Below are 15219 nucleotides of genomic sequence, written 5' to 3' on the forward strand. Positions count from 1 at the left end.
TGTTATACCAACAAGTTGTGAATTTTTTGTTAAACGAAAAACAAGTTTTTATATACTGTATAGGGGTATATGGTATACATAGGAGGTGGTCAACGTGGAACATTCACACCACGCGTCATCTCATCATGGACACGGAGAGATGCATGACTCGCATGCCGGAGGACATGAAGGGATGATTGAAGAGTATAAGCGTCGATTTTTCGTCTCTTTAGGGCTGACGATCCCGATTCTGATTTTGTCGGACATGATTCAAGAGTGGGCCGGTTTTGAACTGACGTTTCCTTATGAGAAGGAGACGTTATTCGTGTTGGCGACGATTGTGTACGTCTACGGCGGGTGGCCATTTTTGAAAGGTAGCCTCGACGAATTACGTCAACGAAATCCGGGGATGATGATGCTCATCGGCCTCGCCATCAGCGTCGCGTACTTTTATAGCGTCGCCATCGTGTTCGGCTTCGGGCACGGCCATGACTTCTTCTGGGAATTGGCGACGTTAATCGTCATCATGTTGCTCGGGCACTGGATTGAGATGCGCTCGATTATGGGCGCGTCGAACGCGTTGCAACAGCTCGTCCGTCTCCTCCCGAGCGTGGCACACCGAATGAATGGGGAGGCGGTCGAAGACGTTCCGGTCTCTGATCTCCATGTCGGGAATTTGATTCTCGTTAAACCGGGCGAACAGATCCCGGTCGACGGGGAGTTGCTCAAAGGGCGGACGACGGTCGATGAATCGATGTTGACCGGTGAATCGATGCCTGTCGAAAAAGAGACGGGCGACGTCGTCATCGCCGGGTCGATCAACCAAGAAGGCAGCATGACGATCAAGACGACGAGCACGGGGGAGAGCACGTACTTGTCGAAAGTCATCGAGTTGGTGAAAGAGGCACAGGAGTCGAAGTCGAAAACACAAAACTTGGCCAACCGGGCTGCGAAGCTTCTGTTCTACGTGGCGGTCGGGGCGGGCGTCTTGACGTTCGTCATCTGGCTCGCACTCGGATATCCCGTCAGCATGGCCGTCGAACGCATGGTCACGGTCATGGTCATCTCCTGTCCGCATGCGCTCGGTCTCGCCTCGCCGCTCGTCGTGGCGGTCTCGACGGCGTTGTCGGCGAAACGCGGCCTGCTCATCCGGAATCGGACCCAGTTCGAGGAGGCCCGTCGTCTCGACGCGGTCATCTTCGATAAGACCGGGACGTTGACACAAGGCGACTTCGGGGTGACCGACATCGTGGCTGCGGCCACGCATTCCGAAGACGAGGTGTTGCGTCTCGCGGCGGCGGTCGAGACGGCGTCGCAACATCCGCTCGCGCGCGGCGTGCTCCGGGAAGCAGAGCAGCGCGGATTGAAACTGCCAGAAGTCGTCGATTTCGCTTCGATTACCGGCGTCGGGCTAGAAGGACAGGTCGAAGGCGCCCGAGTCCGAGTCGTCAGCCCGCGTCATGTACGTGACCAGCACATCACCATCGACGAGGCGGCGTTCGAGACGTTGTCCAATGCCGGCAAAACGGTCGTCTTCACGATTCGGGACGGCGAATTAATCGGCATGATCGCCTTGGCGGACATGGTCCGCGATGAAGCGAAAGAGACGGTCCGAGCGTTGAAAGACCGGGGTGTCCGCTCCATCATGCTCACCGGGGACAACCGGAAAGTGGCCGACTGGGTCGCGTCGCAACTTCACATCGATGAAGTGTATGCCGAAGTATTGCCAGACGACAAGTCACGGCAAGTCCAAACCATCCAAGCCGATGGCAGCAAAGTGGCGATGGTCGGGGACGGCATCAATGATGCACCGGCCTTGGCCCAAGCGGACGTCGGCATCGCCATCGGCAGCGGGACCGACGTCGCCGTCGAGACGGCCGATATCGTCCTCGTCCGGAGCAACCCGAAAGACGTGCTGTCGATTCTCGACTTGTCTCGCAACACGTATAACAAGATGATTCAAAACTTGTGGTGGGCCGCCGGTTATAACATCGTCGCCATCCCGCTCGCGGCGGGTGTGTTGGCCCCGATCGGCATCCTCTTGTCGCCAGCCGTCGGTGCGGTGCTCATGAGTCTCAGTACGGTCATCGTCGCCTTGAACGCACGGACGCTCAAACTTTAACAAATCTTTCATCTTTAGTTTTTATACTAGGGAAGATGCTAAAGATGGAGGGATTTTAAATGAGACGAACATTACTCGTACCAACGCTCACGATGACGATATTCCTTGCCTCGTGTGGCGGGGCGACGCCGGCGAACGAGCCGACGACACCGGTCACGGAAGAAAAAGAGACGTCGACGGAACAGGTGCCGGACCGCTGGACATCGACAGAAACAGGCACCGCGGTCTCCCATATTCACGGTGCCGGCTTTTGGCCAGACGGGCGTCCGGTCATTGCGACGCATACGGGACTGATGGAATTCAGGGAAGACGGCTGGTACGAATTGTCGTCGAACCGTCACGATTATATGGGCTTCGAGCTCGTCGCGGACGGGTTTTATGCGAGTGGTCACCCGGCACAGGATTCGCCTTATGAGAATCCGCTCGGCGTCGTCCGTGGGACCGATAAAGGCGAGACGCTCGAGATTCGCTCGCTAGAAGGCGAGGCCGATTTTCACTACATGAGTGCGGGCTTCGAATCTGAGAGCCTCTACGTGTATTTAGAAACGGCGACGAGCGAACTCGAACCAGGATTTTATCGGTCGCTCGATGGCGGGAAGACGTTTGAGCCGATGAACATGAACGGGATTGATGGTGCGGGTATCGCTGGAATCATGGCGGACGCGAGCGAACCGAAACGTGTCTTCGTTTATGGGCCGGACGGCATCCTCGTCTCGAACGACGGCGGAGACACGTTCGAGCTGTTCATCGATGGAACGAGCGTCGTGACGATGGCGTCAACGAACGGTTCGGTCGCCTACATCGGGCAAGCCGATACATCGTTCGAGCTGATTGTCCGTGAACTCGGAAAAGAGACGGAGACGTCGCTGCCGCTCCCTGAGCTCGCGGCGGGTGATCTTCCAATCGAACTCGTAATCGAGGAAGATCGCCTCTTGCTGGCGACGTCAGGCAATAGCGTCTATATGTATGAGGACGAGGAATGGACGCAGCTGTTGCAAGATGGGAAAGTGAACTAAAAAATTCCGGCCCCTGACTCAGGTGCCGGAATTTTTTCATTGGAGCGGAAGCTTGATCGTGAACGTCGTCCCAGATGGAGTGGAGACAACGGTCAACGACCCGTCATGCAATCGGATGATTTGATGGGCGATAGCAAGGCCGAGTCCGCTGCCGCCCGTGCGACGGGAGCGTGATTTTTCGACCCGATACAGGCGGTCGAAGATGTAAGGCAGGTCCTCTTCAGGAATACCTTTCCCATCGTCTTGAATCGTGAAGTGAAGGGCTTCATCCGTTAGTTGCATATCGAATCGGACTCGACCGGCCTCACTATGTTGAATCGCATTGTGGGCGATGGAGCGGAACACTTGTAAAATGCGATGTCGATCCAACTGTAAGACGACGTCCTGGGAAGAACAGTCGGTGCTGCTATCGAACGCAATCGGTGTCACCCGGAACATCGTGGCGAGCACGCGTTGTAAATCGTCACAGAGCGCATCGACCGCCACAGGTTCGAGATGCAACGTGAACGTGTTCTCATCCAACTGGGCGAGCTGGAACGCGTTCTCGACGAGCTCGGTGAGCGCCTGACTCTCCTCGAGAATCGTCTGAATCGACTGCTCTCTCAACGAGACGGGCGTCTGCGGTTTGGAGGCGATTTCGGCATAGCCCTGCAAATACGTGAGCGGCGTCTTAATCTCGTGGGAGAGGTCGGACAAAAATTGATTCCGTTCTTTCCGGAGACGAACCAGTTCAAGTGACATCGCTTCAATCGAACGGGCCAACTCTCCGATTTCATCCTCTCGGGACGTGGGGAGCGTTAACGTCTCGGGATTCGTTAAGACGTCCTCAGTCGCGCGGCGCAACAGCTGAATCGGGTTGGAAATCAAGCGGCTCAACAAAACGAACGTCATGATGGTGATGACGAGGGCGATGCCGGTGATATACAGAAACCGGAGTTGGAGCCGATGGCTGATTCCGTGGATAATCTCGGTAGGCAAAAACATATATACATACCCGTAGCGGGTGTCGTCTTCCATCGCATCGATCGGGGTGCGGACGGCGAGATACGGCTCATTCTCCCAATCGTCTTCGAGGACGGTCGTCACATTGGCATCGCCTCGGTTCGCTTCCGTTTGGACGAGCATCGAGAGCGGATTGGGAAAGCGGTTGGACGTTTGTAGTATCGAGTGGTCAGGAGCGGTGATGGCGACTTTCGTATCGGTCTCGCTCTCCATCGTCGCGACGTGGTCGATCGTCTCCTCGTCAAAACTCATCGCGAGTACGCTCGCATGACTTTCCGCCCTCGATTCGAGCCGATCGATTTCTTCGATGACGCGCTCTCCGAGGAGCGTATGGTAAAGCAATAAGAACAAGACACCTTCAATCAATAACGTCGTCAATAAAAAGATCAGGCTGATTCGGAATGGGAGACTGTTGCGTCGGAATGTCATGAGTCCGATCGCTCCTCAATCCAGCGATAGCCGCGGCCCCATACCGTCTTCAAATAGTCGTCAATCGGGAAGCCGGCCTCGCCGAGCTTGTCGCGAATCATCCGGATGTGGGCGTCGACCGTGCGCGGGTCCGACTCGGACGAGTAAGGCCAGACCAAGTCGTATAAATCCATCCGGTTGTAGAGTCGATTCGGGTGTTGCAGGAACAGCTTCAAGATGGCCGTCGCTTTTGGGGTCAGCACGATCTCCTGCTCTTGATAGAGGATCCGGCCGCTCGCCTCGTCATAGCGCAACGCACCGTAATCCACATTCGTGACACGGCTCCGTCGCAACACCGCACGAATCCGGGCCAGGAGCACGTTCCCTTCGAACGGCTTCGTCACGTAGTCGTCCGCCCCTGCGTCAAGTCCGCGAATCGTCGTCTCGCTGTCCGACCGGGCCGTCAACAAGACGACGGGCAGTTCGGCATCGAGCGCCTTGATTTGGCGGCACAACGTGATTCCGTCGACACCGGGCATCATGATGTCGAGCATCACCAAGTCCGGACGTTCGGAAATCCGTTCCATCGCTTCTCGTCCGTCTGCGGCCTCGATACAGGTATAGCCGTCGCCTTCTAAGAATAGGCGGAGCAAACGTCTCATTTTCATTTCGTCATCGACAATCAAAATTTTCATATGTGGTCCTCCTATGATTCTGAACCGTCTCGTCTACGTAACGGTTTCGAGAGACGGGGAACGTTCTCCTTGTCCATCAGAGTAGTTCGGGCGATTGAAGAAATTGTCGGACGAGTGCGGGTTCATCAAACGGAACGGTCTTGTCTCCGATGCGCTCGACGCGGTCATGACCCTTTCCGAATATGACACCGCAGTCGTAGTTCGTCATCTGGTCGCAAAAGAACCGGATGGCTGCTTCGCGTTCAGCGAATTGCATCAGTTCGGCAGATGACCCGGCCGCTAAATCGTCGAGGATGTGCTGTGGATCTTCATGACGTGGGTCATGGATGGTCAAGATGACATCCGTGCCTGAAGCAACGACGACTTCCGTCATGATGCTGCGCTTCAGTCGGTCACGTTCGCCGGCAGCACTGAGCAGTACGAGCACACGAGGATAGCAGGCCGTCAATGACGTTACGACTTGTTTGATGGCGTCCGGTGTATGTCCATAATCAATATAGACCGATTGATTGATTCCGGTCACGCGTTCGCGGCGTCCGCTCGGTAACGTCAACGTCTTAACATGAGGAACAATCTCTGCCAACGGCATCCCGGTTTGCAGGACGATGCTGATGGCGCATAACGTGTTATCGAGATTATAGTCCTCATGGAACGGAAGGGACGATTGTGTCGCCTCGTCGCCCAACTGGAGCATGAACTTCTCGTCTTTCCGATGTCCGATCAAGTTTGCGGTAGTCGAGTGACGACCGAATGAAAAGGTGTCGGCGACGGATGGTGCCAGCGACAGCATGAGCGCGTGATGCGAATCCTCCTCATTGACGATGCCACACCCTGAATCCCTCAACTGGGCAAACAACTGGGCTTTCGTATAGGCGTACGTCACCATCGTCCCGTGATAGTCCAAATGGTCGTGGGACAGATTGAGGAAGGCGGTCGTCTCGAACTCCAAGCCGGCAATTCTTGATTCCGCGATGGCTTGAGAGGAGACTTCCATCAAACAATCGGTGACACCGGCCTCAACCATGGCGTGAAGGTGGCGATGAATCGTCAACGGGTCAGGCGTCGTATTTGGTGTTTCGAACGTTTGGCCGGCGTACGTGATACCGAGTGTGCCGATGAGTCCGGCTGACATCCCGATGTGTTCGAACAATTGATGGGCGAGTGCCGTCGTCGTTGTTTTCCCGTTCGTCCCGGTGACGCCGTGCAGGCGCAGCCTCGTTGAAGGATGATCGTAAAACGCTCCGGCGAGTTCGGCCAACGCTTGTTTCGTGTCCTTACAATAGATGATGGGTACCCGGGCCTCGATTGGACGTTCGGCGATGATGGCGACCGCTCCGTTATGAATCGCTTCGTTCACGTAGTCATGGCCATCGTGGCGATAACCCGAGATGCAAACGAATAAAAAATTTTGTTTAATTTCTTTGGAAGAGAAGGAAATGCCCTCAATCATCGTTTCGGCAGGGTTGTCCAAATACGTCCATGTCACGAGCTGTTTCAGCTCCATCAACAGGTCTTGCAATGCTTTTACCACTTCATTCTGTCTCCTTTATGTCGAAAGTCCATTTTGACAGTATAGCCGTCGTTTGTGAAAAAGAAGTGAAAGCGTCGACGGCGGCAAGACGAGCGGGTTTGAACGCCTGGCACATCGGTAACATGATTGATGAAACATAACAAAATGAAAAAGGAGTGAGACGATGAAACCTTACGCAAAATTTGGAGTGATGATTCTCGTATCGACATTTCTCATGTATTGGCTCATGTATTTGAACGTGTTCCAACTCGACCATATCTTCTTCAGTCAGACGCGTCTGTACATGGCGCTCATCATGGGCTCGGTCATGGCGTTCGTCATGTTGCTGTTCATGTGGGGCATGTACAAAAACAAAAAGCTGAACGCCGTCATCTTAGGCGTGAGCGCGCTCGTGTTCGGACTCTCACTGTGGCTCGTCCGGAGCCAGACGACGGTCGATGACGTCAGTTGGATGAAGGCGATGATTCCGCACCACTCCATCGCCATCTTGACGAGCGAGCGGGCCGAAATTGAGGACCCACGCGTGAAGCAGCTGTCAGAAGACATCATCGAAGCACAACGACGTGAAATCGAAGAGATGAAGCGGTTGATTGAAGAGTTAGAAAAAGAAAAAGAGGAAGCGGCGAAAGAGGCTGAATCGACAACAACAGCGACCGAGTGATGCGGTCGCTGTTTGTCACGTGTCGGGATGCAGTTGGGCCACAATCAATTCGACGGCAATCGTCAGCGCCTGAATGCGCCGATTGGCGAGTGTCAATTGTGACTTGTAGCGCTCAGGGGAGTCTTTTGCCTCGAGCGTTTTCACCGTCTCTTTCAATTTATGGAGAATCGAATCGAGTTGCCGCTTCGCCTCCGTCAGATCTGTCGCTGAATAATCCATGCGTCCTCCTAGATGGTTTTCCTCCAGTATACATAAGAAAAACCGAGGCGATGGCCCCGGCTTAGCGTATTTGCGGTATATATTTTCTAGTACGGCGGTTTGTCGAGCGCGGTGCGACGAGGAAGAAGATTCCTAACATCACGCCGACTCCAAGTCCCCAAAGACTGTTGAACAGAAGCATCAACACAATCCCGAAGACGAGTCCAATACTCACATCACCCATACGGTCAAACATTCGTAACCACCTTTTCTGTGTTTGCTAGACTAAAGGTTTACCCACAATTGAGAAGTGATACACCTGGGAGGCTAGCACGTCTCCCTTTTGTTATACGTGATTTTTCTGACCAGGTTTCGTTTTGTAGAAACTATAGACGACACTGATTAAGATGACGAGGACGATTGCACCAAGTGACATCCAAATCGGCATCTTGTAGACGTCGCCCAATACCATTTTCGCTCCGATGAACACGAGCATGAAGCTGAGCCCGTGCTTCAAGTAGTAGAAGCGGTCAATCAAGTTGGCGAGGACGAAGTAGAGGCTACGCAAGCCAAGGATCGCCATGATGTTCGCGTAGAAGATGATATACGGGTCACGTGAGTAGGCGAAGCTGGCCGCGACCGAGTCGACGGCGAAGACGATATCCGACAGCTCGATAAAGATGAGCGCGATGAAGAGCGGCGTGAAGAACAGTTTGCCGTTGATCCGTTTCGTGAACTTCCCAGACGAGATGTCTTGCGTGATCGGCAAGCGGCGCTCGAGCCAACGGATCGTCTTGTTCTCTTCGAGCGACTCGTCCTTGCCGATGTTTTTGTACATCATCCATCCGGTATAGATGAGGAAGGCGCCGAACACGTAATAGACCCAACCGAAGTTCTCCAAGAGCGACACACCCGCGACGATGAAGACGGCCCGGAAGAAGATGGCTCCGAGAATGCCCCAGAACAACACCTTATGCTGATACTTGAGCGGAATCGCGAAATAGGCGAACACGAGCGAGAAGACGAACACGTTATCGATGGCGAGTGCCTTCTCGATGAAGTAGACGCTCGCATATTCGGTCGCGACCGTGCTGCCTTGCGAGTAGAACAACCAACCACCGAACGCGATGGCAATCCCGATCCAGACGAACGTCCATGTCCACGCCTCGCGGAGCGAGACTTCGTGTGCCTTGCGGTGGAACACCCCGAGGTCAAGCGCGAGCATGAAGATGACGAGTGCCAAAAAGGCGATGAGTAGGGTCAACAATGATTCCTCCTTTTAAGTTCATATGAACTCTATATAATTAATTTAAGGTCATAAGAACTTAAAGTCAAGAGGTCAAATTGCGATTCTACAAAAAAACACTCCGAATCGATTTCGGAGTGTGCACACTTAACGCTGTTCAGAGCGGCGTGACCAGATGACGCGGACGATGAAAGCGCCTAGCCCGAGCAGGATGACGGCGAGGACGCCGTACATGACATGGGAATACGTCTCGATGTGGCCGAGCCACACTTGCCAATTCTCCCCGACATACACGCCGACGAAGATGAGCACCGTGTTCCAAATGAGCGTGCCGAGCGTTGTCAGTGTCAAGAATTTGACGAACGGCATATTCGACATGCCGGCCGGGATTGAGATAAGGCTGCGGACGACGGGGACGAACCGACCGAAGAAGACGAGCTTCGGTCCGAAGCGGTCGAACCAGCGATCGGCCATATGGACATCATCCACTTTCAAATAGAGACGTTTCCCGTAACGCGCGACCCATGACTCGAGACGCTCTTTGTCGAAGAACAACCCGACACTATATAAGACGATGGCCCCGATAACGGCACCGGCAGTCGCGGCGAGTATCATCCAGACAGGCGTAAGCGTGGTCGTCGTCGTGAAGAAGCCGCCGAATATTAAAATGAGCTCGGACGGGATGGGCGGGAAGACGTTCTCGATGAAGATAAGGAAGAGCACGCCCCAATAGCCGAACTGCTCAATCATTTGTTGAATCCATTGTTCCATGAATCGGGTCTCCTTGCGTATATGACATCTCTGTCTACTTTACCCGACGGCAAGGAGCACGCCTATACGGCTTGAGGTTGAATTTGATAAGATCGAGCGGTATGCTTGAGGGGAAAACGACATACATCAGGATTGTTACTGGATTGGCAGGCAAAACCTAAATCGGGCGCATTTGTTGCGTCTGGTCTAGGTTTTTCTTGTATTCAGGACAAAAAAGGAGGATATTATGCGACACATCATCTTTCTAGACGTCGACGGCACCCTCGTCGATGACCATGGCAACATCCCGGAATCGGCGAAGGAGGCCGTCCGGAAAGCGCGACAGAACGGCCATCTCGTCTTCTTGTCGACGGGACGCTCGAAGGCGGAGCTGTTCCCGGACATTCTCGACGTCGGGTTTGACGGGATCATCGGGGCGGCCGGTGGTTATATCGAGCTCGAAGAGGACGTGTTGTACCATCAACAAGTGTCGACGGACGACTTGAGCCACCTCATCTCGTTCTTCACGGAACACGGCATCGACTTCTATCTCGAGTCGAATGACGGCCTGTTCGCCGGCGGTAACGCCAAGGCGCGCGTGGCGACGATGATTGACGAGTTGATGGCGAACAATCCGGAGGCGAGTGCGACAATCGAGCGCGGGTTAAAGCCGTTCCATGACGCGATGAGGGAAGGGGTCGACCTCGTCCGTCCTGATGTCAACAAAATCTCGTTCCTCGGCTCATCTGTCCCGCTCGACGTTATCCAACAAGAGTTCGCCTCCCGTTTCACCGTCATCCCGAGCACGGTCGCCGTCTTCGGGGCCAACAGCGGCGAGCTGTCGATCCCAGGCGTCAACAAAGCGACGGCGATTGCGACGTTGCTCGAACATCTAGGGCTCGAGCGTTCGCAGACGTTCGCCTATGGGGACGGGTTGAACGACATCGAGATGCTCGAATACGTCAACGTCGGTGTCGCCATGGGCAACGCCAAACCCGAGGTCAAGCGTGTCGCCGACGACGTGACGGACGCCTGTGATCAGGACGGGCTGGCCAACAGCTTCAAAAAGTATCGACTCATCTGAAAAAAAGCCAAGCAACCTTTTTTCAGGTTGCTTGGCTTTTCGTGGCGACATCGTTGACGACATCGGCAAGGGTCACGTGCTTCAATACCGACTCCATCGCCGATTGGGCATGGATGAAAATCGGTTCGATTGTGGCTTGGATATGTTGGCCGACGGGGCACGCCGGGTTCGGGTTGTCATGGATGCTGAACAGCTCGTTCTCCTCGACGACACTGACGGCGCGATAGACGTCATAGAGCGAAATCTCGGTCAAGTCTTTCGTCAGTTTGGCTCCGGCGACACCGGGCTTCACTTCGATTAAGTCGGCTTTCTTCAACATGGCCATGATTTTTCGGATCAAGGCCGGGTTCGTGTTGACACTGCCGGCCAAAAAGTCAGACGAGGTGACGCCGTCCTTGTTGACCTCGATCAACGTCAAGATGTGAATGCCGACCGCGAAACGGCTACTGATGGACATAGGCTACCACCTTTCTGCACAGTCGTGTAAGCGAATTGGTTACATCCTTAGTATAACAGGGAACAAACAATTGACAAACGAAGGTGCTGTAACTATGATGATTACATGTAACTGATTTAATTACAGGTTAAAGGGAGGAAATGATTCATGAAATACTTAGTCACAGGTGCGACCGGGAAACTCGGATCGAAAATTGTCGATGTGTTGCTCAAATCAGTACCCGCAAGTGAACTCGCGGTCAGTGTCCGCAACCCGGAGAAGGCAGAAGCACTGAAAGCGAAAGGCGTCGATGTGCGACACGGCGACTTCGACAAGCCAGAGACACTCGATGAAGCGTTCAAAGGTGTTGAGCGTCTGCTCATCATCTCGGCGGACGGGGACAATGACACACGTATTCGCCAACATGCGAACGCCGTCGAGGCGGCCGAGCGGGCCGGTGTCTCGTTCATCGCCTATACGAGTCTCGCCGACGCGACAGAGAGTCAAAACCTGATGGCACCGCCGCACGTCGAGACGGAAGGCGCGATCGAACGGACGGGAATCCCGCATGCGTTCTTGCGCAACAACTGGTACTTAGAGAACGAACTCGGCAGCATTCAAGGCGTGCTCGCCGGTGCCCCTTGGGTGACGGCAGCACGTGACGGCAAAGTCGGTTGGGCGCTCCAGGATGATTATGCCGAAGCGGCAGCGAACGTGCTCCTCGCTGATGATTTCGAGCAAGACATTTTCGAATTGTCAGGCCCACTTCATACGCAAGCCGAGCTCGTCGAGGCGCTCAGCGATGTGCTCGGCCGTGAGGTCACTTTGCAGGAAGTGAGCTTGGATGCTTACGCCGGCGTCATGCGTGGCGCTGGGGTGCCGGAAGGGGCGATTCCGATTGTCGTCGGTATTCAAGACAGCATCCGCAACGGCTCGCTCGAAGTCGAGTCGAACGATTTCGAGTTGGTACTCGGTCGTCCGGTGACGCCGCTCAAAGAGGCGCTTCAAAAATTGATTGCCACATTATAAAACCAGACCGCGAATCCACATTCGCGGTCTGGTTTTTAGTGGGTTTGGGCTTCGAGCTGACCGGTCACGTCTACTAACGTGCTTGCGGTCGAAGCGAGGCGGTCCGACATGTGGCTCAACTCTTTTTGAATGGCGGCTACTTGATTATCATCCGATTGACCCGAATGTTTATCGAATTTACACATCGAGGCAAAAAAAAGAGAAGCTGATGTGCTTCTCTAGTCGTTCGTGAGACCGAGCCACCGTTTGACCGATTCGCGGAAATAATACGTGACGCCGATCAATGTGACGAAGACGAGGGCAGCGATGAAGAACAAGGTGATGCTTCCCGAGGCGAGGCTCGCACCGAGAAAGCTATAGGCGAGCGTCCCTGGCATCATACCGAGGACGGTCGCAAGGAGAAACGACTTGAATTTGACCTTGGCAATGCCGCCTGCGTAACTGAGCAAATCGAAGCTGACGAGCGGGATGAGCCGCAAGACGAATACGTACAGAAAACCGCGTTGCTCCATCTGCGTGAACAGTTTCTCCGACCATGGGTAGCTCTCGACCTTGAGCACGGACCGTCCGAAAAAGCGGGCCATGACGTAACCGGTCACGGCCGCGGCCGTCGCCCCGAACAAGATATAGAGGACACCCGGCCATACCCCGAATGCGAGACCGGCGCCAAGTGATAACACAGACGTCGGCAAGAAGATGATCGGGCCGACCGCATAGATGAGGAAGAAGACGACCGGCCCCCACCAGCCGAACGACAAGACGATGTCGCGGACGTCGGATGGACGGAGCTCATACTGAAAATGGGTGATATAGAAGATGCTCCCGAACAAGGTGAGCATGAGACTCAATTTGAGCCAGTGGGGCATAGCGGACGTCTCCTTTTCATCAGTTCTTTTGTTTATCGTATCGCATCACATTCCTAAATGAAGATGAACCGGCTTACACGATACGTTCACAATGTACGATTGGACACAATAAAGTGGCTGAAAACGGAAAAAAAGGTCAACACTTATATAAACAGACTTTATTTTAGTCCTCTCCCCTACGATAAATAAAGTGGGAGGGATTGCCATGAAAAATTTAAAAATGTCAAAAAAATTAGCAGTACTTATTAGTGTCTTCATCACGATGCTTGTGCTCGTGGCCACACTTAGTCATGTCTTCATGGGACGCATGGCCGATGCGGGAGAATCGATTTATGAAGACAGGTTATTGCCGATTCGCGCGCTCGGTCAAATTCGGACGGATAACCGTGCCTTGGACGGGTATATGCTCGAATTAATGTTGGCGACCGATTCGAGTCGGAATGAAGAACTACAGGCAAGTATCACCGAACGTCGTGACAGCATCGGGACGAACCTGGCGCTGTTCAATGAGACGTTCGCCTCGATCGATACCGAGATGCAAGGACGTGTCGACGATTTGAACACTGAGATTGCGGATTACTTGGAAGGGACGGAACTCGTGCTCCAGCCGGCGTTACGTGGTGAGAACGCCGCAGCGTATCGCATCTATTTGAGTGACTTGCGACCGATCCGTCAAGACCTCGTCGAGACGGCGACGGTCGTCATGGATGGGATCAACCAAGAGGCCGAGACGGCCAGCAAAACGATGCAGAACGATCGAACCGAATCCGTTACGTGGTTCTGGGTGCTCGTCGCCATTGGGGCATTCGTCTCGATTGGGCTCGGCGTCTACATCACGCGCCTCATCGTCCGTCCAATTCGAGAATTGAATGGACTCATGAGCCGTGCCGGGGCCGGTGATTTGAGGGTCGACAGTACGTACACCTCGCGCGACGAGATTGGTTCTCTCGCTAACTCGTTCAACGAGATGAAAGACAGCTTGCGTGACTTGATTGGAAACGTCACGACGACAGCGGGACGCGTCGCGACGTCATCAGATGATTTGAAATCGAACGTCGAAGAGACGACAAAAGCGACTGAGATGGTCGCTGTGACGATGGAGGAGATCGCCTCCGGTTCGGTCCGTCAATTGACGCGTGTGAAGGAATCGAGTAGCACGCTCACTGAACTGACGAACGGGATTCATCACGTCTCGGACAGTGCCCAGCATATGACTGAACTGTCGGACGGGGCACTTCAAAAAGTCGGGACCGGCAACGAGTTGATTGTGACGCTCGAGTCCCAACTCGAGGCGATGAACGAGAAAGTGAAAGCGTTGCAGACGGTCATCGGTCAACTCGATGTTCGTTCGCAAGAAATCGGCAGCATCACCGGTACGATTTCTGGCATCGCCGAACAGACGAACTTGCTCGCCTTGAACGCGGCCATCGAAGCAGCCCGGGCCGGCGACCACGGACGCGGCTTCGCCGTCGTCGCCTCAGAAGTCCGGAAACTCGCCGAAGAGTCGGCTGTCGCGACGAAACGAATCTCAGGGTTGATTGGAGACACACAGACGGAGACGAAACAAGCCGTGCAGACGATGCACGTCGTCGAGAGCGAGATGGACCACAGCGTCACGAACGTCCAACAGGCTGGGCTAGCATTCGAAGACATCAAGCGGGCGATTGAAGAGGTCGGTCAAAAAGTCGAGGAAGTGTCAGGCGCTGTCCAAGAGATGGCAGCCGGGGCGACCGAGATTTTACAATCGGTGAACGAGATTCAAGGAATTACGGAGACGACGGCGACCGACACCGAGAACACGTCGGCGGCGACGGAAGAACAGATGGCGTCGATGGAAGAGATCACGGCATCGGCCCAAGAGCTGTCGAACATGGCAGACGAGATGCGCCAAATGACAAAACGATTCCACGTATGACGGACAGGCAGGTCGCCCATCGACCTGCCTGCTTTTTTAGATTGAACTCCGTTTTATAGAATCGTAGCAACTTAGGGACCCTAGGCGTTAGTCACATTAATCTATCAGGCGAGGGTCATTGAGTGGATGAATTTACCATAGGTAGTTCGTCATAATCGACTGAATACTTTTTATGTAAAATGAATCAAATTGTAATAATCTGTTATCGGATTGTTGAATTTAATGTGAACTATGCTAGATTTTATGTGTATCAACTCTTTGAATTTCAAAAATTTAACAAG

The 15219-nt window shown here is 54.0% G+C and carries 14 protein-coding genes; 6 read left to right on the top strand and 8 right to left on the bottom strand.

All coding sequences use genetic code 11. The features are described 5' to 3' along the window. Positions 1 to 139: 139 nt before the first annotated feature. Together KNP83_RS01645 and KNP83_RS01650 are read left to right on the top strand one after the other, a co-directional pair. Positions 140 to 2101, top strand: a complete 1962-nt coding sequence (locus tag KNP83_RS01645; RefSeq protein ID WP_214761607.1) for a heavy metal translocating P-type ATPase — start codon at positions 140 to 142, stop codon at positions 2099 to 2101. Between the two features lie 59 nt (positions 2102 to 2160). Beyond that, entirely contained in the window at positions 2161 to 3117 is a 957-nt protein-coding gene (locus KNP83_RS01650) for a F510_1955 family glycosylhydrolase (RefSeq protein ID WP_214759704.1), read from the top strand. A gap of 36 nt (positions 3118 to 3153) precedes the next feature. On the opposite strand, the gene KNP83_RS01655 is transcribed toward KNP83_RS01650, so the two are convergent. The 3 genes from KNP83_RS01655 to KNP83_RS01665 form a co-directional block, all read right to left on the bottom strand. Beyond that, positions 3154 to 4548: a sensor histidine kinase gene (locus KNP83_RS01655; protein ID WP_214759707.1), complete on the bottom strand. Its 1395-nt coding sequence runs from the start codon at positions 4546 to 4548 to the stop codon at positions 3154 to 3156. Continuing rightward, positions 4545 to 5222, bottom strand: a complete 678-nt coding sequence (locus tag KNP83_RS01660) for a response regulator transcription factor (RefSeq protein ID WP_214759710.1) — start codon at positions 5220 to 5222, stop codon at positions 4545 to 4547. The genes KNP83_RS01655 and KNP83_RS01660 overlap by 4 nt, the downstream gene beginning before the upstream one ends. A gap of 76 nt (positions 5223 to 5298) precedes the next feature. Continuing rightward, positions 5299 to 6753 carry a UDP-N-acetylmuramoyl-L-alanyl-D-glutamate--2,6-diaminopimelate ligase gene (locus KNP83_RS01665; protein ID WP_214759712.1) on the bottom strand — a complete coding sequence of 485 codons (1455 nt, stop codon included), beginning with the start codon at positions 6751 to 6753 and terminating at the stop codon, positions 5299 to 5301. Positions 6754 to 6916: 163 nt separating this feature from the next. Between KNP83_RS01665 and KNP83_RS01670 the strand changes: the two genes are divergently transcribed. After that, positions 6917 to 7414: a DUF305 domain-containing protein gene (locus KNP83_RS01670; RefSeq protein WP_214759714.1), complete on the top strand. Its 498-nt coding sequence runs from the start codon at positions 6917 to 6919 to the stop codon at positions 7412 to 7414. A 15-nt stretch (positions 7415 to 7429) separates the two neighbouring features. Here KNP83_RS01670 and KNP83_RS01675 read toward each other — a convergent pair whose 3' ends face one another. From KNP83_RS01675 to KNP83_RS01685, 3 genes are all read right to left on the bottom strand, one after another. Continuing rightward, entirely contained in the window at positions 7430 to 7633 is a 204-nt protein-coding gene (locus KNP83_RS01675) for a hypothetical protein (RefSeq protein ID WP_214759718.1), read from the bottom strand. 325 nt (positions 7634 to 7958) lie between these two features. Next, positions 7959 to 8876, bottom strand: coding sequence for a TerC family protein (locus KNP83_RS01680; protein WP_214759720.1), 918 nt, complete (start codon positions 8874 to 8876; stop codon positions 7959 to 7961). A gap of 129 nt (positions 8877 to 9005) precedes the next feature. Continuing rightward, complete coding sequence (locus KNP83_RS01685) at positions 9006 to 9629, bottom strand: DedA family protein (protein WP_214759722.1); 624 nt, start codon at positions 9627 to 9629, stop codon at positions 9006 to 9008. A 226-nt stretch (positions 9630 to 9855) separates the two neighbouring features. On the opposite strand from KNP83_RS01685, the gene KNP83_RS01690 reads away from it, so the two are divergent. Continuing rightward, positions 9856 to 10692 carry a Cof-type HAD-IIB family hydrolase gene (locus tag KNP83_RS01690; protein ID WP_214759729.1) on the top strand — a complete coding sequence of 279 codons (837 nt, stop codon included), beginning with the start codon at positions 9856 to 9858 and terminating at the stop codon, positions 10690 to 10692. Positions 10693 to 10714: 22 nt separating this feature from the next. Here KNP83_RS01690 and KNP83_RS01695 read toward each other — a convergent pair whose 3' ends face one another. After that, the gene (locus KNP83_RS01695) at positions 10715 to 11149 is read right to left on the bottom strand and encodes an Rrf2 family transcriptional regulator (RefSeq protein ID WP_034779138.1); all 435 of its coding nucleotides are present in this window, start codon (positions 11147 to 11149) and stop codon (positions 10715 to 10717) included. 147 nt (positions 11150 to 11296) lie between these two features. Here KNP83_RS01695 and KNP83_RS01700 point away from each other — a divergent pair, with 147 nt between their 5' ends. Continuing rightward, entirely contained in the window at positions 11297 to 12157 is an 861-nt protein-coding gene (locus KNP83_RS01700) for an SDR family oxidoreductase (protein ID WP_214759732.1), read from the top strand. Between the two features lie 218 nt (positions 12158 to 12375). On the opposite strand, the gene KNP83_RS01705 is transcribed toward KNP83_RS01700, so the two are convergent. Continuing rightward, entirely contained in the window at positions 12376 to 13023 is a 648-nt protein-coding gene (locus KNP83_RS01705; protein ID WP_214759734.1) for a TVP38/TMEM64 family protein, read from the bottom strand. A gap of 205 nt (positions 13024 to 13228) precedes the next feature. On the opposite strand from KNP83_RS01705, the gene KNP83_RS01710 reads away from it, so the two are divergent. After that, positions 13229 to 14938 (top strand): methyl-accepting chemotaxis protein, encoded by a 1710-nt coding sequence (locus tag KNP83_RS01710; RefSeq protein WP_214759742.1) that lies wholly within the window; start codon positions 13229 to 13231, stop codon positions 14936 to 14938. Positions 14939 to 15219 lie beyond the last annotated feature (281 nt).

The organism is Exiguobacterium sp. s146 (genome assembly GCF_018618415.1).
Classification (GTDB): Bacteria; Bacillota; Bacilli; order Exiguobacteriales; family Exiguobacteriaceae; genus Exiguobacterium.

Excerpts from the sequence above, each read along its gene's own strand:
- KNP83_RS01645 (WP_214761607.1), top strand. The coding sequence starts at position 140 with ATGCATGACTCGCATGCCGGAGGACATGAAGGGATGATTGAAGAGTAT.
- KNP83_RS01650 (WP_214759704.1), top strand. The coding sequence starts at position 2,161 with ATGAGACGAACATTACTCGTACCAACGCTCACGATGACGATATTCCTT.
- KNP83_RS01655 (WP_214759707.1), bottom strand. The coding sequence starts at position 4,548 with ATGACATTCCGACGCAACAGTCTCCCATTCCGAATCAGCCTGATCTTT.
- KNP83_RS01660 (WP_214759710.1), bottom strand. The coding sequence starts at position 5,222 with ATGAAAATTTTGATTGTCGATGACGAAATGAAAATGAGACGTTTGCTC.
- KNP83_RS01670 (WP_214759714.1), top strand. The coding sequence starts at position 6,917 with ATGAAACCTTACGCAAAATTTGGAGTGATGATTCTCGTATCGACATTT.
- KNP83_RS01675 (WP_214759718.1), bottom strand. The coding sequence starts at position 7,633 with ATGGATTATTCAGCGACAGATCTGACGGAGGCGAAGCGGCAACTCGAT.
- KNP83_RS01685 (WP_214759722.1), bottom strand. The coding sequence starts at position 9,629 with ATGGAACAATGGATTCAACAAATGATTGAGCAGTTCGGCTATTGGGGC.
- KNP83_RS01690 (WP_214759729.1), top strand. The coding sequence starts at position 9,856 with ATGCGACACATCATCTTTCTAGACGTCGACGGCACCCTCGTCGATGAC.
- KNP83_RS01695 (WP_034779138.1), bottom strand. The coding sequence starts at position 11,149 with ATGTCCATCAGTAGCCGTTTCGCGGTCGGCATTCACATCTTGACGTTG.
- KNP83_RS01700 (WP_214759732.1), top strand. The coding sequence starts at position 11,297 with ATGAAATACTTAGTCACAGGTGCGACCGGGAAACTCGGATCGAAAATT.
- KNP83_RS01705 (WP_214759734.1), bottom strand. The coding sequence starts at position 13,023 with ATGCCCCACTGGCTCAAATTGAGTCTCATGCTCACCTTGTTCGGGAGC.
- KNP83_RS01710 (WP_214759742.1), top strand. The coding sequence starts at position 13,229 with ATGAAAAATTTAAAAATGTCAAAAAAATTAGCAGTACTTATTAGTGTC.